The sequence below is a fragment of the Streptococcus mitis genome, from assembly GCF_003942795.1.
Classification (GTDB): Bacteria; Bacillota; Bacilli; order Lactobacillales; family Streptococcaceae; genus Streptococcus; species Streptococcus mitis_BJ.
Genome location: NZ_RJNY01000019.1, coordinates 22,567 through 40,768, shown reverse-complemented (window position 1 = coordinate 40,768; position 18,202 = coordinate 22,567). Strand labels below are relative to the sequence as shown.

Annotated in this window: 11 protein-coding genes; all 11 read right to left on the bottom strand. The window is 35.3% G+C overall.

Translation table 11 applies throughout. The features are described 5' to 3' along the window. Positions 1-328 (bottom strand): insulinase family protein (locus D8847_RS08445; RefSeq protein ID WP_142999093.1); only part of this gene is annotated, 328 nt, incomplete at its 3' end. Then, positions 321-1,097: a HesA/MoeB/ThiF family protein gene (locus D8847_RS08440; RefSeq protein WP_260467779.1), complete on the bottom strand. Its 777-nt coding sequence runs from the start codon at positions 1,095-1,097 to the stop codon at positions 321-323. The genes D8847_RS08445 and D8847_RS08440, both read right to left, overlap by 8 nt. A gap of 606 nt (positions 1,098-1,703) precedes the next feature. Then, positions 1,704-3,287, bottom strand: a complete 1,584-nt coding sequence (locus D8847_RS08435; protein ID WP_001071847.1) for an ATP-binding cassette domain-containing protein — start codon at positions 3,285-3,287, stop codon at positions 1,704-1,706. Between the two features lie 392 nt (positions 3,288-3,679). Continuing rightward, on the bottom strand, positions 3,680-3,976 hold the full coding sequence (locus tag D8847_RS08430; protein WP_000998890.1) for a DUF5966 family protein: 297 nt from the start codon (positions 3,974-3,976) through the stop codon (positions 3,680-3,682). Between the two features lie 13 nt (positions 3,977-3,989). Beyond that, positions 3,990-4,274: a DUF5962 family protein gene (locus D8847_RS08425; protein ID WP_000969637.1), complete on the bottom strand. Its 285-nt coding sequence runs from the start codon at positions 4,272-4,274 to the stop codon at positions 3,990-3,992. Between the two features lie 74 nt (positions 4,275-4,348). Beyond that, positions 4,349-10,567, bottom strand: coding sequence for a DEAD/DEAH box helicase family protein (locus D8847_RS08420; RefSeq protein ID WP_185757947.1), 6,219 nt, complete (start codon positions 10,565-10,567; stop codon positions 4,349-4,351). 47 nt (positions 10,568-10,614) lie between these two features. Beyond that, positions 10,615-11,025: a thrombospondin type 3 repeat-containing protein gene (locus D8847_RS08415; protein ID WP_020998530.1), complete on the bottom strand. Its 411-nt coding sequence runs from the start codon at positions 11,023-11,025 to the stop codon at positions 10,615-10,617. A 765-nt stretch (positions 11,026-11,790) separates the two neighbouring features. After that, a complete protein-coding gene (locus D8847_RS08400; RefSeq protein WP_125841260.1) occupies positions 11,791-14,604 on the bottom strand; it encodes a phage tail tip lysozyme in 2,814 nt (937 codons plus the stop codon). An 11-nt stretch (positions 14,605-14,615) separates the two neighbouring features. Further along, positions 14,616-16,973 carry a VirB4-like conjugal transfer ATPase, CD1110 family gene (locus D8847_RS08395; protein ID WP_185757946.1) on the bottom strand — a complete coding sequence of 786 codons (2,358 nt, stop codon included), beginning with the start codon at positions 16,971-16,973 and terminating at the stop codon, positions 14,616-14,618. Then, entirely contained in the window at positions 16,924-17,283 is a 360-nt protein-coding gene (locus D8847_RS08390; RefSeq protein WP_001097589.1) for a PrgI family protein, read from the bottom strand. Before D8847_RS08390 ends, D8847_RS08395 begins: the two co-directional genes overlap by 50 nt. A gap of 53 nt (positions 17,284-17,336) precedes the next feature. After that, positions 17,337-18,191 (bottom strand): conjugal transfer protein TrbL, encoded by an 855-nt coding sequence (locus D8847_RS08385; protein WP_001054259.1) that lies wholly within the window; start codon positions 18,189-18,191, stop codon positions 17,337-17,339. Positions 18,192-18,202 lie beyond the last annotated feature (11 nt).

Genomic DNA, 18,202 nt, shown 5'->3' with positions numbered 1-18,202 from the left:
TCTTTTCCCTCAATAGTTCATCTTCAGTAATAGAAAGATTGAAAATCCTACTTATCAGTATTTTAAAAATTTTATTGAAATCTTCAGCTAGACAGTAACCACTTAAATTAATATAATCTCTAGATGTCTCTCCTTTAATAGCTGCACCATTCATATCAAACAATTCATTTAGTGATTGTTCATTCCCTGCTCGTATTAGTAAATGTTCAATAAGATGTGAAAATCCTAATTCATTTACTTGCTCAATACTAGTACCTGCAACAAACATCAATGAAAGATATGCAAATTTACTTGCTTGATTTTTTTTAAATATAATTTTCTTATTCATCAATTTTTAGAATCTCCCAGAGTTTACTTTTATCGAAATCATGACCACATGTAGGACAATGAGATTGCTTAGAGAAGTGCTTGAATTCATCTTCCCTAAAACTATAAAAATCAAATCTAAATAAAGTATTCCAAACATTACTATTTTTCTCTGTTACACAATCTAACCATTTCTTCACAACCCATGATGACAATAATAGAATATTAGTTAAAATATTTGCAGTTATTAATTTTCCATCATAGTTTGAAAATTTTTTAACTAAATTTTGAAAGTTATCACTATCTTGTTCATAAAGTAAACAATCAACACAGCCTATATTTTGAATATTAGGATTACAAAATAAGAGTTTACCTGCGCTACGTTGGCTAAAACAGTATATACTAGGGATATTAAATAAATAGCATGCTCTATTTACTAATCTTTGTGCTATATAAGGAGGTTCATCCATACAACAAAATACCCAGTCACTTTCAGAAATTTCTTTTTTTACAGCATCAACAGTGCTCATTTTTAATTTTCTTTTTGTGACTACACACTGATAATTACGTTTTAGAATACAATCTTTTACACAGTCAACTTTATATTTACCAATATCGTTAAAGGTAAACATAGATTGCCTATTTATATTATTTTCTTTAACAATATCATCATCGACTAAATGAAGTCGCCCTACCCCTAATTGGGCTAATTGTAATGCGATATGAGAACCACCGGCTCCACATCCTAGTATGGTAACTTTTAAATTACTCAATTTTTCAAGTAATTTAATCCCACCAATACCTTCACTAGAATAATAAGTTTCTAGTGATTCATTAATTAAATAGTGATCAATTTGATTTACAGGTCTATCTAATATTTCTAATAAATTACGATCAGAAAATTTAGATATATATTTTTCTATAATATTTTCGGATATATCATATTTTTTTCTTAATAAATCTTTAATTTCTTCAAAGCTATTAATTCCATTGCAACAAGAAATTAAATCTGACCAAAAATCTGAGTATCCTGTAATTTCTAATACATCAACATCATCAGCTCCAATTCTTAATCTGTCGTTCTTCCATTGGTAAACGATTCTATCCTAGTTCCATTTTGGGAAATAATTATCCATTTTATATCCTCAACTATTTGATAAAAGCATGCAAGATGAACATGCATGCTTCTGTTATACACGAGAAGTCGATTAATATTATTGACTTCTTTTTTATTAATACAAACTAATTTAAACTCTCTTTTTAAGAGTTTAAATTAACTAAATCTAAAATTATCTTAGATAAAGTACCAATTAGTTGTATCTTCTTCACGAATTTCTTCAAATTCTAACTCCAAAATGTTGAAATCTTCCATAATCATGATCATCACCTCCTTTCTATTATAAAACAATAATCTGATCAAACTCTTCCAATATTTCTGGATTTTGATCATGAGTAATGACAATAACAATTGCATCTTTAATGGATAGAATGTAATCCATTATTTCTTTTGCTTTTATTGGATCAAGGTTACTTGTAGGTTCGTCAAATATATAAACTGAATATGTTTTGACTAAAAACCTAGCTAAATCAATTCGTTGCTTTTCTCCTTCTGAAATGATTTGGTTTGATTGAGCTAGGTTTTTACGAAGGAAGTCTTCATTAAAACCTAAGGATTTTCTTAATTTTTCAGTTAAATGAAGGTTTCTAGCCAATTTGATATTCTCTAGAATATTGCCTTCAATCAGAAAGTCATTTTTTTGCACAAACGCAATATCTTTATATAACTCCTCTGAGGAAATATCAATATTCTGTTTTCCGTTGATTTTTATTTCTCCATCATAAAGATTTTTTGGATAATAATTTAGTATTAATTTTACTAAAGTTGTTTTCCCAGCTCCTGAAGCACCTATAATTGCATAGCGCTTGCCTTTTTTAAATTCATAGGAAAAATGATCAAATAATATTTTATTTTCAATTTCATAATGTAATTGGCTAATAGAAATGGTCGAAATGTTATCACAATCAATTGTACTTGTTTTATGGGAAGTTCCTTGATTTGTCTCATATAGATTTTCCTGGATATTATCAATAATGGACTTGCTACTGCTGATTAAATTTTTATTGTAAAGAATAGATTGTAATGGAGCAAAAACACCGTTTAATAATTGAATACTTGCTACTAGTAATCCAATAGTCAGTAAGTTATTTCTTACAAAAAAGATACCAGCGACCATACAGGATAGTTGAGAGCCAAAACTTAGTAAAATCCCAGTAGTTGAAGCTAAGTCTTTTAAGAATTGATATGTTTTTCTGGACTCTTCAAATTCTAAACTGATTCCCTGAATTTTTTCTTGGGTCCAGCTTTGAATATTTAATAACTTAATTTGTTCAAAACCATTAATAAAGTTTGTCATTTTTGACAAATAGTGATTATTTTGTAGAGAATAATTATTTGTTGATTTAGTCATTAACTTTCCAGGAATTTGTGATAGGAAAACCGTTATACTCGACAATAAAAGGAAGACTAATGCTAATCGCCATTCTATATAAATAATAGCAACCACACTCATGATAAGGCTCCCTAAATTTGCAATTAGAGAGATTTTAGGGATTAATAAATTTTCTTGAATAAGGTCACTGTTTTTGGTGATATTATTTAAGAAATCTGAATGGTTACGGTTGTCAGTTTGGTTAAATTCACGCGATAAATAATGTAATAAGAGACGCCTTTTTAGATCTAAAATAACTTTTTTTACATATTCGTTTTTAAGATAGGAATAGGAAGAAGAAATCAAGAACCACAGTAAAATCGAACCTACAGAAATAGTGATATGAAAGAGTAATCCACTATTTGAATTAGATATACTATCAAGTATTCTTCCTAATTGCAGAGAGAAGAATGTCATTAAAAGAGCACTTGTCAAACTTAATAAAATAATCAAGAAATATAGTAATTTATATTGTTTCATAATCTGGTTCATATCTTACTCCTTAAGTAACTCTGATGAGAATATTATAATCCAAATATGAAAATCAGAAACAAACTTCCCGTATTGGGGACGCAATGAATAGTTTACACTAAATATAAAAAAAAATTATAAAATAATTATTTTTTAAAATAAGAGGAGAACTCATATTTTTATTTAACAATGAATATATCACACTAAACCAGATAGAATATACAAGTTAATTTGTACCGAAATTACTATATATTATAAGAAAAATAGAAACTCTAAAGCATTCTGTACACTTTAATTTTAATTCATCTCTTTTTGTTTCTAATACAGAGTATTGAGACTGGATTATAAGCACATCAACAAAAAACTCTATTCAAACCTACCTTTGAATAAAGTCTTTTAACTATCTAAAAAGTTCACATTTTATGCTTATTTATGGAGTTAATGAAGCGCCAACTAAATCCTAGAACCAACATCAGATTGATGAAAAAGTACACAGCCGTAAAACTAGTTAAACCATGTTGTCTGATATCATCAAAATATAAACTAGGTTCAGTAAAGAACAGATAAATTCCATAGACCTCCACGAAAATAAGAAAACTGATAAAACCAATAAGGAAAAGTCCACTGGCAATAAGAAAGAGTCTCCATAAAAGAATGAGAATTCCTCCTACTGCTAAAAAAATTACTGGGATAAGGAGTAAATCATTCATGACTTTCTCCTTTCTAATCAATCAACTGACGATAATGGGTGGCAAGAGAGGAATCAAACTCTTCTAATTTTTGAACTAAGTCCAAATACTCTTCTTTTTCATGTTCTTCAAAGTCCACACCTTGATGATTCTGAAGAGCGATTTCCAATTGACTAGTGAGCTCTCGTTTAGAAAAACTGTAATCCCCTGTCACTTCCTCATAATGTTCCTTTAACTCCTTGTAGGCTTGGTATTCTTCAGGTGTTTGAAATCCCTGTACCAAAGCCTCTTCTAATTGATAATAGGTATCTTCCATCATAATCGTTACCTCGTTTCTTTCTATCTTTATTCTACCGCGCTTTTCTTTTCTTGTCCGCTATTTATATCTATTTTTTAATCTAATTCAAAAGAAAGTTGTTCTTGCTTTTCTTTTCCTTTTTCGTGGAATTGTCGTAAGGCCTGATCAATAATATCTAAATCCGTTTCTGTTTCAATCAATGGCGCGAGTACATCGTATTCGGCCTTTTTAGTTTGATAATCCTCTTCCTTTGGAAAATTTTTCTCAATTTCTACCTTAGCAGTAGTCCATTTATCCTTTAATTCATCCAATAAGTTCTGAGTTTTCACTTGGTCATCTTTAATGTGGTCTATCGTATGCTGAAGCCTTTGAATTGTCCCCAAAGGAGAATACAAATCCAAACTGACAGAATACTGATTTTCTCCTACAATCTTAACAGAGAAGGTTTCAGGAAGAGGCTGATTCGTTGGTAGACTAAGCATTTTAATGTCAAATCCTCGATAACTTGCTAGGGTTCGAAATTCTTTGCTGTCAGATTGATTATGACGGATAAGACGGTGTAGGGATTCACCTGCTTCAGCTCGTTGCTCAAAAACTTGTTTACCTATCGTCATAGAAAATGATTGGTCTTTCGACATTTCAGACTGTTGAATGTCGCCTTCATACTTGCTTAATCGTTTCTCAAGAATGGGCATATTTTCTTCACAGTAAGAGATTGTATGACGATAGTGATCCTTGCTGCGTTGAAAGGCGCGTCTCTGATTCTCTAATAGAGTTAGATCATTCTCTAGCTCCATCTTATATTTGAGATAAGGATTACCTGTTGCTAGCGCCTTAAAATCAGAAGCTGTCATAGTCTGTTCATCAATGTCTTCTGCAGCACGAATCGGCTCCTTAGATGTCATAATCTGCTTAATATAGCGGAGTTTGTTCTCCTGAGTTGCCCATAGATAATTATCAAACGAACCTTTGGTAATATAGTGGTAAATATCTACTTCCTTGTTTTCATTTCCCTGTCGGATAATACGTCCATTGCGTTGCTGAATGTCACTTGGTCTCCACGGTACATCCAGGTGATGAACTGCTTTCATCTTGCTCTGAACATTTAAACCTGTTCCTCCTTTTTCAGTTGAGGCAAGGAGAATCCGCACCTCTCCTGCATTGACCTTTCGAGACAAACTATTCTTTTTTTCATCACTATTGGCATCATGTACAAAGGCAATTTCCTTACTAGGGATTCCTCTATCAACCAATAAAGCCTTTATTTCAGAATAGACATCAAAGCCATTATCCTTTTTCTTAGGTGTTCCAATATCTGAAAAAATCATCTGAGTAGCCTTATTTTCCATTCCCTCACGATAAATTCTTTCAACATTATCCACTACCTGAAGCAGTTTATGATTGTCTGCTAGACTATAACTAGAGTCCAATAAACGCATATCAATAGCTAGTTTCCGTGCCTCACCCGTAATTTTTAACATGTTATCCTGGCTTGGATCAACTGTTCCACATTTAACCGCATCTGACCTCATAACTAATTCTTCTAAATAGAGTTTCTGATTTTCAGTTAACTCACTCTCAATAGGGATAATATGAGCTTCTGGAACAGGTAAATCCAACATATCTTGTGTTTGAATGTCGGCTGTTTCTTTATAGATTTTCATCAACTCAGGTAGATTGACAAACTTTTTAAATCGTTTCTTAGGTTGGTACTTATCCCCTGTAGGAGCTAATTCCATAGAGTTTTGAATTTCTCCAAAAGCACCTACCCAAGAGTCAAAATAATCAACTTGATAGCGTTTTAAGATATCTGGTTGAATATAGTTCATCATAGTATACAACTCACTAATAGAATTGGAAACAGGTGTTCCTGTCGCAAAGACAATATTTTTAAAATCATGTTCTTCCTGAATCTGTCGAACCTTCATTTCCATATCCACGTTCTTCTTAGAGGTTGTATTGGTAATCCCGGCTACATTTCCAAGTCCAGTAATTGGACGTATATTTTTAAAGTGATGTGCTTCATCCACAAAGAGAAAATCAATTCCTAAGTTTTCAAAATCAATAAAACTATCACGATTGAAGCGTTGCAGTTCTTCCAATTGTCTCTCTAAACCACTAATTGATTGTTCCGCTTCTTTAACGGTATACTTATTTTCAGAATGTGTTTTAATCTCTCGTAGTTCATTGAGTTTATCCTCAATATAGTTCATCTGTCTTTCCTTACTGACAGGGATTTTTTCAAATTGAGAATCACCAATGACAATGGCATCGTAATCTCCTGTAATAATACGTGATACAAATTGTTTTCTTCTCGCCTTCACAAAATCTTTCTTAGTGGTCACAAAGACCTTTTTAGTAGGGAAAAATTTCATGATTTCTTGGCCAAATTGAGCAGACAAACTAGAGGGCACCACATACAAGGGCTTATGAACCATTCCCAACTCCTTTAATTTAAACCCAGCACCAAGCATGGTCAAGGTCTTTCCTGAACCTACCTCATGAGCTAACAAGGCTCTTTTTTCTTCTACGATTCTTTGAATGGCATTCTCTTGGTGAGGACGAAGACTGATGTTTTGTGCCAAGCCATCAATGACTAGATGGCTACCGTCATACTCTCGACTAACCGTTCGATTATAAAGACGATTATAGCTTTCCTCAATGATTTGTTGGACTTCTGGATACCGTGAGACAAATTCTTGAAAGAGCTCTTGTAAATGCTGCTCTTTTGCTCTTAGAACAGAGGTTTTTTCCAAATCTGTGATGGTCTTTTTCTTTTCTCCTTCCGTAACAGTCATAGTAATCGTCGGTTGGTTTGAATTTAGTAAATTCTCAAAAATCTTTCTTCCTGTATCATAACGTGACCCACTGACTCCAAGACTACTATCTTTGGCACTTGGATAGCGATAAGCAAATGATGTCCTTAAATGAACCTGCCCATCGACAGGATTCACTTCAATGACTTGTTCAACATCTGGCGAAGACAATTCAAATTCACGATTGGTAAAACATTCAAAGGCAAATTTACCATAAACGGATTGAGGAATCCAACGTGACCCTATTTTGAACTCAATATCTGCCAGATGAATCCGTGGAGGGCGAACAGATTCTAACAAATCTAAAGCATGAGACCAGTCAAATTCTTGGTTGTTTTCATCTACTAATAGTTGAACTACTTCTATCTTATTGAGAATATCTCCTGACAAAAACTGGTTCTTAGAAAGATATTTTCTTTCCCCTCTTAAATAACTTTCTGGATCCATTAAAACCTGGTCACCTAACTCATCTAAAATAGCAGCTTGGCTATGTTCGGGATAAATTGATACCATATAGTCTAAATCAACTCCTCTACCATCCGATAAACTGGAGTTTAAGGCATCTAAAGCCGTTGATACTCTTGTAATCTCTCTCTCTGGTCTAACCAATGCTTTCTCAAAGGCTAAAGATTTTTTATATTTTACTTTCTGGTCTTTAGAATCGATGTATTCATCTTCTAAACTTGCTAGTAAAGAATACTTATCGTCACTATCAAATAAGTTCCGATTGACTGAGGCATTCAAGTATCCAAATTGACTTACAAAGCGGTCATAGTTATGATTGAGTTTACTAAGTAACACCTGAAATTCTGTCCGACTATAATCTTGATGACGTTGAATTTCAATTAAGGATTGATAGGTCTCTCTCAAATCAACCATGCCCTTAATGCGACTAATATCCTTATCCGATAAGGGACTTTCATAAAAGACAGTTTTTTTGAACAGTCCCTTATATTTCCCTCTTTTACTCGCTTCTTCTGACTTGTAAACATCTAGTGCTTCCTCTTCTGTCAAATGAAGTTGCACGAATCGGTCTATTTTATGTTCAGACAAAGAACTGTCCCAAGCTTTAAAATCTCCCTTCTCATCTACATAATAACTAATTTCGTCTACTTTTGAACTTTTCCGAATGCCATGCGTATCTCGGTAATAAATTTGATTACCCTCATATCCAAAAGAATAGAGCGCTAAGTCCTCACGTATACGACTTGGGATCGAATTATCCACTTCTTCTTGGATAAAAACAGGTGCTTTCAAAGAATTGTCAATTTGTTTAGGTGCTCCCACATTCTCGAATGCTTTCATTATATCAGTAGATAATGTTTCTGATTCCCCCTTTACATTGAGGGTTCCTCCATTAAAATTACGTACTTCATATTCACCCAAAACTTGTGTGTTGTATTTCCCATCAAAATAAGGATTGATCCAGACACGCTTATCTTCCTCAAAGGGAATAGAGCCACTAAAGACAAGTTCCTCCTCATTAAGATTCTTTGCTTGATCCTTTTGAAAGAAGAGGAGATCTGTGGTCACTCGAGTACCTGCAATCGTTTTAAAAGCCGTATCCGGCAAACGAACACCCCCTAAAAAATGAGTGTTGGTTTTAATCTCTTGTAAGACATTATCTGTCCGCTTATCCATTGTCCCAATAGATGAGATAATCGACACTTGTCCTCCGTCTCTTACTAAATCAAGTGAGTGTTTGACAAAGTAATCATGAATCATATAAGGTTTATCGTAGTTTTTATCGGCAATGCGAAAATTTCCAAAAGGAACATTCGTTAAGACTAAATCAAAACTATTATTTTGATAGGGAACTTCTTCAAATCCTCGCACTTCAATATGGGTATTGGGGTGGAGTTGTTTTGCGATTGCGCCTGTCACACTGTCTAATTCAACCCCATAGAGCTCTGATTTATCTCGTATACTTCTAGGCATCGCCGCAAAGAAGTTCCCAGTCCCCATAGAAGGATCTAATATCCTTCCTCCCTCAAAACCATCATCCAGTAATTTTTGCCAAATCTGGCGAATAATCATTGGGTTTGTATAATAGGCTGTGAGAGAACTTTGTTTCATGGTGGAGTATTCTGATTTACTTACTAAACTCTTAAGAGTTAAACGTTCTGCTTCATACTTTGGATTGAGTTCATCGAAAAATTCATTAGCAAGACCACCCCATCCAACATACTTGGCTAGTAGTTCTTGTTCTTCTGGACTTGCTTGTCGTCTCTCTTTTTCTAATCTTTTAACAAGATCAATTGCGGCGATATTCGTTTCAATTTTTTCTCGATTTGTCTTAGGATAAAAGTCCTCTAAATCATCTGGAAAAACAAAATCTTGAACAGGGACATCCGTCTCTTCTATGCCTACAATAAGCGTTTCTGTTTCCTTATCCTTTTCATTTTCTTCTTCCAGGTAGGAAAACAGATCTATTTCCTGGCTTTCACTTGGTGATTCAATCTCAATCTCTGAATCTTCTTTTTCAAGTTCTAAATGAGACAATACTTGTTCAATCTCTTCCAAACTGTTCAAGTATAAGATAGGATTCTCTTCAAATAACTGGTTGGAATCATTGAATAGCTCTAGGCGAACTAAGTCATTTAACTGCGCATTTTCAATCGAAACCAACTGAAATACTTGTCCTTTATAACTTACTTGTGAACCGATTGGATATTCCCTCAAAGCTTCTTCTACAATTTTATCTACTTTAGATAGGGAATGAACTTCCACATTTTCTTCTACCTGGTCAATATTATCTAAAGGTAAGACTGCTTCCTCTACTTGCTTAGACTTTTCTCTTATAGCCTTTACTTCATCAAAATAAGTAATAATTTTCAGCTTTTGTGTCAGTGGGAGTTGTGTGTAGTTTTCTTCATGATGGACAAGATCCGTAACGATATCTAAAGTAGCCATCAATTCTGAACCCAAATAGGCTAGAACATCTCCTTCTTTTTCTTCAAAATGAATCTCAAGAACTTCTTTTTTTAGTTCTTTGGAATCAACCATTAGAAGAAACTCCTCTATATCTCTACTAATGCGGTCAGATAGATTATTCGCAACCCGATAGACATTGACTAAATTGACATCCTGATTCTGATGAAATACAAGCTCACTTAATGGTGTTAGCTTCTCTTTCTCAGATTGGATGTAAAATCGAGTGAAAAGATTATAGGTTGCGACTTCTAGCACCAAGTTTTTCTCAAAATTACTTAATTGAGATAATTTACTTAGACCTGCTTGTCCAAAATTTCTTGTGTAACTTTCTAAATCTTGGTCATTATTTTCAGAACTGGCCTCTAGGAAAGAGATAATATCTTGATGAAACGAATAGACATGAGGTATCTCCTCTATCTTGCCCTCTTCAGTCAAAAAACTCTCTACCAAATTCTGCCATTTCTCATCAAAATGTTGCGCTTGATAACGAAGAAATAAGTCCATTTTCTCTCTATCTTTTGGAATTGTTCCACGAAACATAGCCAATAATTGTATTACTTCCATACTCGCTCCTTTCATCTATACGAAAATAGGAGAATCACATGATTCCCCTACAACTCTATCTCCATTTCAACCTCTTGAGGACTGATTTCTAAATCACTAGATAAAAGAGAAACGGCATCCGTTCTCATGTAGTAAGTATATAAGTCTTCTAGGTCTTGTTGGTTTTCAATCCCTGTTTCAATACTAATCAGAGCCTGTATAAATTCCTTGTAGTGACTCTCCATCATATCTGAAATCTTTTGTTTCATTTCCATAAATACTGAGGACGGTTCAGTGATACTTGTTTGGTCTATGTCTTGTAAATCCTTTTCTAAGGGATTGGTTCCTTCTTCTATTTCCACTAAATCTGAACGACCATCACCATCAGAATCTGCGCTAAGAGGATTGGTTCCTAGCGCAAATTCTTGAGCGTCAGTCAGTCCATCTTGATCCGAATCACGTTGATAAATGGCTTCCATATACTTCCTTCTTTCTTAGTTAATCTTTTTTCACTCCAATCCTACCAAATATTCCTTGAAAGAAGTATCACAACAAAAAAGAGAACGAGCCAAAACTGCGTTCTCCTGAAAATGATAAAACATTACTATTAAAATAGATTACATGTAAAACTCTAATCAGGCAGAGCCTGCTAACTCATGACAGAAAAAGATGTTTAGCCTATAGTGCTGGCATTAAAAAATCCTCACACATCACGCAAGGAAATCGCTAAATAAAACAGGCTTTGACCATGTCGGGATTAATTGCAGCACATTCCAAGGATCCAGCTTTTTCTTTTTTTTATAATCGAATTTCCCAAAGAGTAAGCAAGATGAAGGCCGTCATTGCTTATGCTCATAAGATTCTCAGAATCATTTACAAACTACTTTCTGCCAAGCATACTTATCAAAAAGAGAAGGGGCTAGGACTGAGGAAACAGTTCTAACGCCAAAACTAAAAAATTTCAATTACACGCTAGTACAGGAATTGATTTTTTACGCTTTCTTACTGTTTTTTCAAATAAAAAAGATGACTTACTGAACCTGTAAGCCACCTAATCAGTCGGTTTATTCTGGTGTCTGCCACCGCTTGGCCCGTACGTCCAAGATTGCTATCGGATTTTGTTCTGGTGTCCGCCACCGCTTGGCCCTTATGTCCAAGATTACTATCAGATTGACCATGAGCCGACCACTCATTTATAGACATATTGTATCTTTAAATAGCTACAATTTCAAGTGTAAACTCTTCTATTTGGTCGTATAAGCAAAACTGATGGCACTATCTGCTTGAGAGATTTTTCTAAAGGTATAGTTAGGGTTGCCCCCATAGTTGGTTTCAGACACAAGGAAAGAACCATCATCATAGACCTTCTCTACAAAAGCCACATGACCATAGCTGGCTGGTGTACCATGTGTACCTCCTACAAAAGAAACAATAGCACCTGCTCTTGGTGTAGAGCCCGTTTCCCCACCAAGACTTGAAGCTGTCGCAACCCAGTCTTGACCATTTCCCATGGTATTAATGATTGAAATCTTTTCTCCATTTCTACCTTTTAATTTTAAGCCTAACTGGTTCATACGAGCCGCAACACCCCATGTACATTGTCCATAAGCATAGGCCATACCATCTCCACCACCAGGAACAGAATGATCATACAAGTCCCCACGAACCCCTTCAAGGGATTGTGGATCACTTTTTGCCTGTCCTCCATTTGTTTGACTAAAGCCTTTTTCAATTTGGTAATACCATTCCGTTGCTCTGGTTTGTCTTTCCAGTAGTTTGTCACCAGAATTTCCCTCCCAATAGGTCAGAAAGAGTTGGGCCAGATTGGCTGCACTGCCTGTATTTTTAAAGAAATCCTTTAACCAACTTTGATAGTAAGGACTATCCCCATGAAGCATAAAATCAAGTTGTAGGTCTAAATCATACCATTTCTTATTTTGGGTGCGTGCATAATTTAACAAGGCTGTATGCCGTGTTGACCCATCTGCGGTATCTGTCCATTGCCCTAAACCTAGACCTCTATGAAGAATATTAGGATAAGCACCACTATAAATGGCTGGACCTCCAATCGCTAACCAGCTTTCATCATCCCATGAGGAATCGGTAGCGCCAACAGGAGGAGATAAATAATCTCCTTCAGCTCGTTTAGGATTAATAGAAGACTCTACCGACCAATTTCCTAAAATAGCCGCAATGGCTTGGGGACTTGCCCCTTGAGATTTCAAAAACTCATAAATATGTTTTGCTCGTTCAAACTCATCCCCACCAAACTGACCAATGGCAGGTAAGATAGTTGTCTGAAGTTGAATGACTTTGGGAAAATAAAATTGCGGATTGACATACACCAATTTTTCTTTCTTGTTCTTATACTTTTGATAGGAAACTTTCAAACCTGTATCGTCTGATGTTTCACCAATAATATCACCCGTTAGGACTCTTGTACCCTCAATCGCACGGCCATTATGAATAGAATACAAGGTCAATCGACTCTCATTCTCTCCTTTTCCGTTAGTGAGAATTATATTGTCACCATCTAGTGATACGACCCCATCCATTGGTGCGACAATCGTTTGGTGAGCCTTCGCTTCTAGTAGAATGTACTCCTGAAGAGTAGGTTTTCCATCTAAATCATAGTATCCATAACGATAAATCATGGTTAGACTATCTTCATTGCTTTTCCCCTCAAATGGATTGTCCAATTCCTGCATGGAAGCATAGACACCTTCTTCTTTTAGTTCCTTCATTTCCTCTTGATCGTCTTTCGATAGTTTATACTTAGGAGTTTCATAAAGGTCTTGCATGGATTTCAAATCATCTCCATCGTTTAAATCATGCCACAAAGTAGACAGATAATCCTTGTAAGTTTCGGAACTAAATAAGTGAACTGGTTTGTTTAACTCATAGTCATGGAATTTAAAGTTCATATACCCCATCACATCATCAACTTTTGTGTAATAAGTAATTCCTTTGTCATTTGTGCGAGTATGTTCTGCATCTTCCCAAGTTAGGTGGGTATAAGCTTTTGTTAATTCAAATTCATCTTGTTGAATTAAACTAGCAGATGAAAATCCTAAAAAGAAGCTCATCATAAATAAGAGAAGAAAGACTATTCCTCCAACTATCCAGGTTACAGGATTTCCAGCCGCAAATGTAAAGAAGGAAAAGGTTGCTTTTAGTTTTCGATAGATATTTCGGACACTTGTAAGACCTTGTTTCTTTAATTTTCGAAACCGATTTTTAAAGGAACTTGGATTCTCTTTCGCTAGTTTCCATCCTTTTCCATCCTTAAAATGATGGTATCGCTCTTTTGTGTTGGTTAGTCTTTTCTTGGTAAAACGACCTGTTGCTTGTCCTGTTTTGACACTAGCTTTCCCAATGTTATAAGAAAGCCGACTGTAGCGTTTCCCTTTTCTAATGGTCTCTTGAAGTGTGCGATAGCCTTCTAAATCTTCATTTTCTGAAGCTAACTCTCCTCCTTCACGTCCAAGGACATAAAGAAAAGTTTTGGCTTTCCTACTGACTTTTTTGGACTTATAGGCTTGTTTAGTAGATTTTAGATTCTCTTTTGCGGCCTTGACTTCTTTCTTAGCTTTTAATTCTTCTAAACTCTTCCCTTGAAAGAAAAAATTAGATTTATGTTTCAGTTCCTGACCATAGAGAAATTTTTGATTGGTTTTTCTTTCTTTACGACTCTCTTTTCTTTCTTCTTTTGCTTCTACCTTGGCTTCTCTAAATTGCTTCTTGGCTATTTTTAATCGTTTCCTAGCATGAGGTAATCGTCTGTCTCTTAATTCTTTACGATTCAAAAGAGATGGAGGACTATTTTGAAGAATATGATTGTAGTCTTCATTTGCTTGTTTTACTCTCTCCTTTGAAGCTTCTCTCATCTCCTCTAGCTTTTCTTTTATCTCTTTTTTCCATGCTTTTTCATCCAGTACAGCGGAATCTTTTTTCTGTTTCTTCACCTCCCTCTTTCCTTGTTTCAAGAATTTCTTCTCATCTTTTAGACTTCTTCTAAATGCCTTTCGGGCACGTATGTTTTCTCTTTTATCCTTCATTTACCTTCCCCTTAATTAGAAGCCATTTTATCAGGATCCGTACTCATGATATCAAACAATTGAGTACCTTGAGGAATCTTATTTTTAAAGGGAACGACAACTGAACCAGCTTTTATCAGTCCTGCCCCTTTTTCTGGATTGACAAGGTATTTTTCGAGTTCTTTTGACAAGCCTAAGAGTTGAACCAGTTCTTCTCGGTCATTTTTTGCTTGCTTGAGGAGAATCATAAATTCACTATTTGCAATAATCCGTCTACCATTTGGATCTAACAATAAGGTTTCAACGTTTTGAGTTATTCCAGTCGGACTAGCTCCATATTTTCTGACACGACTCCACAATTTAAAGAAGAAATCACTGGCATATTTATCTAGTAAGAGAAGCTGCATTTCATCAAAATAAATCCAGGTCTTCTTCCCTAATTTTTGGTTCCGAACAACACGATTCCATATCTGATCAAACACTACCATAAGAGCGATTTGTTTCAGCTCATCTCCTAACTTTTTAACGTTATAGATTAAGAAGTTAGATCCTGTCTGAATATTGGTCTTATGAGAAAAAATATCAAGAGAACCTTCGACATACAGTTCCATATCAAGTGCCAAATTCTGCGCTTCTTCTTCTGGTTGTTGACTCAAGACAAAGACCCATTCTTCCAAAGAAGGCTCTTTAAATGACTGATAGGTGAGTCTGGTGACTCGGTCGATAATTGATTTTTCTCTCCCATCCATTTTTCTATCCAATAACTTGCCGATAAAGGATAAAAGAAATTCTGATTTTACCTTAACAGGATCCTCATCCATATTTTCCTCAGACAAGTCAAGGACATTGAGATAGGTTTGGGAATCAGGCGCAATATCAATCATTTCTCCTCCAAAAGCTCGTCCAATGACACTGTATTCTGCTTCTGGATCCACGATGATAATTTCAGTATTTTCACCAGATTCCTTGATTTTGGTTGTGATAATTTCATGCTTGGTTGCCATCCCTTTCCCAGCTCCTGATGTTCCTAAAATCAGACCAGACGGTGTATTTAATAGGCTGCGATCAATGGTAATAATATTACTTGATATTTGATTGATACCGTAATATTTCCCACTACGGTCTTGTAAGTCTACTGAAGTCCATGGAGAGTTCACTGCTACATTGGACGTTAATAAACTCCGTGATACTCCCTCTAAAAAATCACAACCAAATGGCAGCAAACTATTAAAAGCTGCTTCTTGCATATATGGAAGTTTATCAATCATTAGGTCATTTGAGCCGGCCACTTGTTGGATCGTGTCTAGGGCTTGTTTGAGTTCTTCTTCATCCTGACCAAAAACACCAATCAAGAAGACCGTTTGAAAAAGTTTATCTCCTGTCTCTGTCATGGTTTTTAAGAGTTCCTCAGCTTCATCGATATTGCTTTCTAATACATGACCTACTTTTTCCAAATAGATACCTGTACGAGCTAGTTTTTGTTGTTCCCCAATCTTTTGGGATTCCATCAAGGTCTTCTTTGTTCGTAGTTTCTTCATAGCATCTGCCTTGGTCGAACTTTGAGCATGGAGGCTCACAATCAATTCCAAATCTCCTTGCATGAGGTCTCGAATAAACTGATCCCCTAATTCCATGCCGTAGTCTCTCACATAGACAATCTGCAATAAGCGGTCATTAATTTGTAGGTAATTCTTGTTTTTAAAATCTAAGATATTAGGTGCTATGAAGTGACGAGTTGTCTGACCAGATCTCGTTAAATCACGGTAAGAAAAAGGAAGATGGTGTTCTCCTCTAAGCATATCCGCCAACAAGTTCACCCGTTCTTCGCCAGCCAAGGACTCAAAGCGAGCATCAATTTCTGAGAAACCACTCTTGAAATATTCTCCAATTTGAGACAAGGAACGATAGGCTTGTTTGGGATTAGTATCCTTTCTTCCAAAGCTAATCAGTTTCACAGCTGAAAAGTTATTTTCCCCACTGTCTAAATTTTGATTCATCATCCGATTCAATTCTTTACGATAGCTATCATACCCATCTTCTTTTTCCTCATACAAAACACTTTGTCTGAATTTTTCTAAATTCAATCTTTTATTAAAGATAGTCAATTGGAAGTTGGTTTGGTCATCTAAGGAGTTAATCAAATCAGAATACTTCTCAATGATTGCGCCCTTATCTTCCAAACCAACGGTCTGATAATTGACATCACCAAGTAAATAGCTTTGTGAGAAATAATCTTCTTTTACCTGCATCAGACCATTTTGATACAGGGCTTGATAGGAAAGAGTATTAGCCGTTGAGGGTAACACTTCCTCTTTTTTCCCTTTAACTTTTTCCTTTTTATTAGTCATTGAAGTTTTTTGTTTCTTTAATGTATTTGATTTTCTTTTCATGTTCAGGTCCTTTCTTTCCTGTAATTGTGCGTAGGGGAACCGTTAATTCAAAATGAAGACGGTATTTCAAATAATGTTCAAAATATAAATCATTGGGTTTATAGACTCCAAAAAGCATGAGGGGGATGGTAAAAGCAAACACAAAACCGTAAACAAACCAATCTCCAAATTGCCAGAAAAAGAGATTCAAGCCCAAAACAATAATTGTGACAATAAAGGCTGGTAAAACAAAGATGATTTGTCTTGTAGTGAAGCCTAACCAAGCCCTGTGTTGGTATTTTGAGATATCTTTAAAGACACGTGTATTCATGACTTTCCTTTCTTAAAAGGCTAAGAAGCAACCACTTCCTAGCCTTTATCTAATTACATACCTAAGATTGAGCGAGCCGTACGTTGAGAACCAACGAGGGCAATAATCAGTAAGATAGCTTGTACCAAACTACCAAACATAATCGCAAGTGATTGCAGGACTCCTGCACCATTTGAAACAGCTATTTTCCCAGCAGATTCAAACAAAGGAACAAGAGATACAATCAGAAAAATGAGAACCCCTTGTACCGCATAAACCATAATATTTTTTAAATAGCCAATACCAATAGACTTCCATTCATCACTTAAAAATGTTGGAATCGTAAGAGGGGCAAATGGAATCATAAGGTAGAGTTGAATAAATCGAATAGATACCAAAAGATTAACCATGGCTGCACTTACTATCCGAACAAGCCAAATGAGGAGGGCGAAAAAGCCCACAATCATACGGCCAATAAATCCTGAACCTTTTAATCCAGAGAGTGTATCATACTTTGCCCCACCGTGAGCCACAATCGAAGCCACTTGTTCAATGGCGTGACTCGCAATCCCGATGATAGCTTCTACAATAACGGTAGTATTGGTAATTACAACTGCGACCATAATATAACTAATCAACATCGGCGCTAATGCTTCAAAGGTCATCGCTCCACCTGAGTTAGCAATTTTCTTTGCCATCTTCGAAAATTCTAAGATGAGAACAACTGATAAAATCGCAACTCCAAGAGGCTGCATGACACTTTTAGTAATACTAGACATATAAGTCCAAACAGTTGGATTGTAGCTAGATAGAGATTTAATCAGATCTACCGTAGATTGTAAATCCACATTAAATCCTTCAAATAAATTTTCAGCTGATATTTTTTCAGATGCAAGGTAAACAAAGGGTGAGACTAAACTAAGATTCATGTCATTGTTTA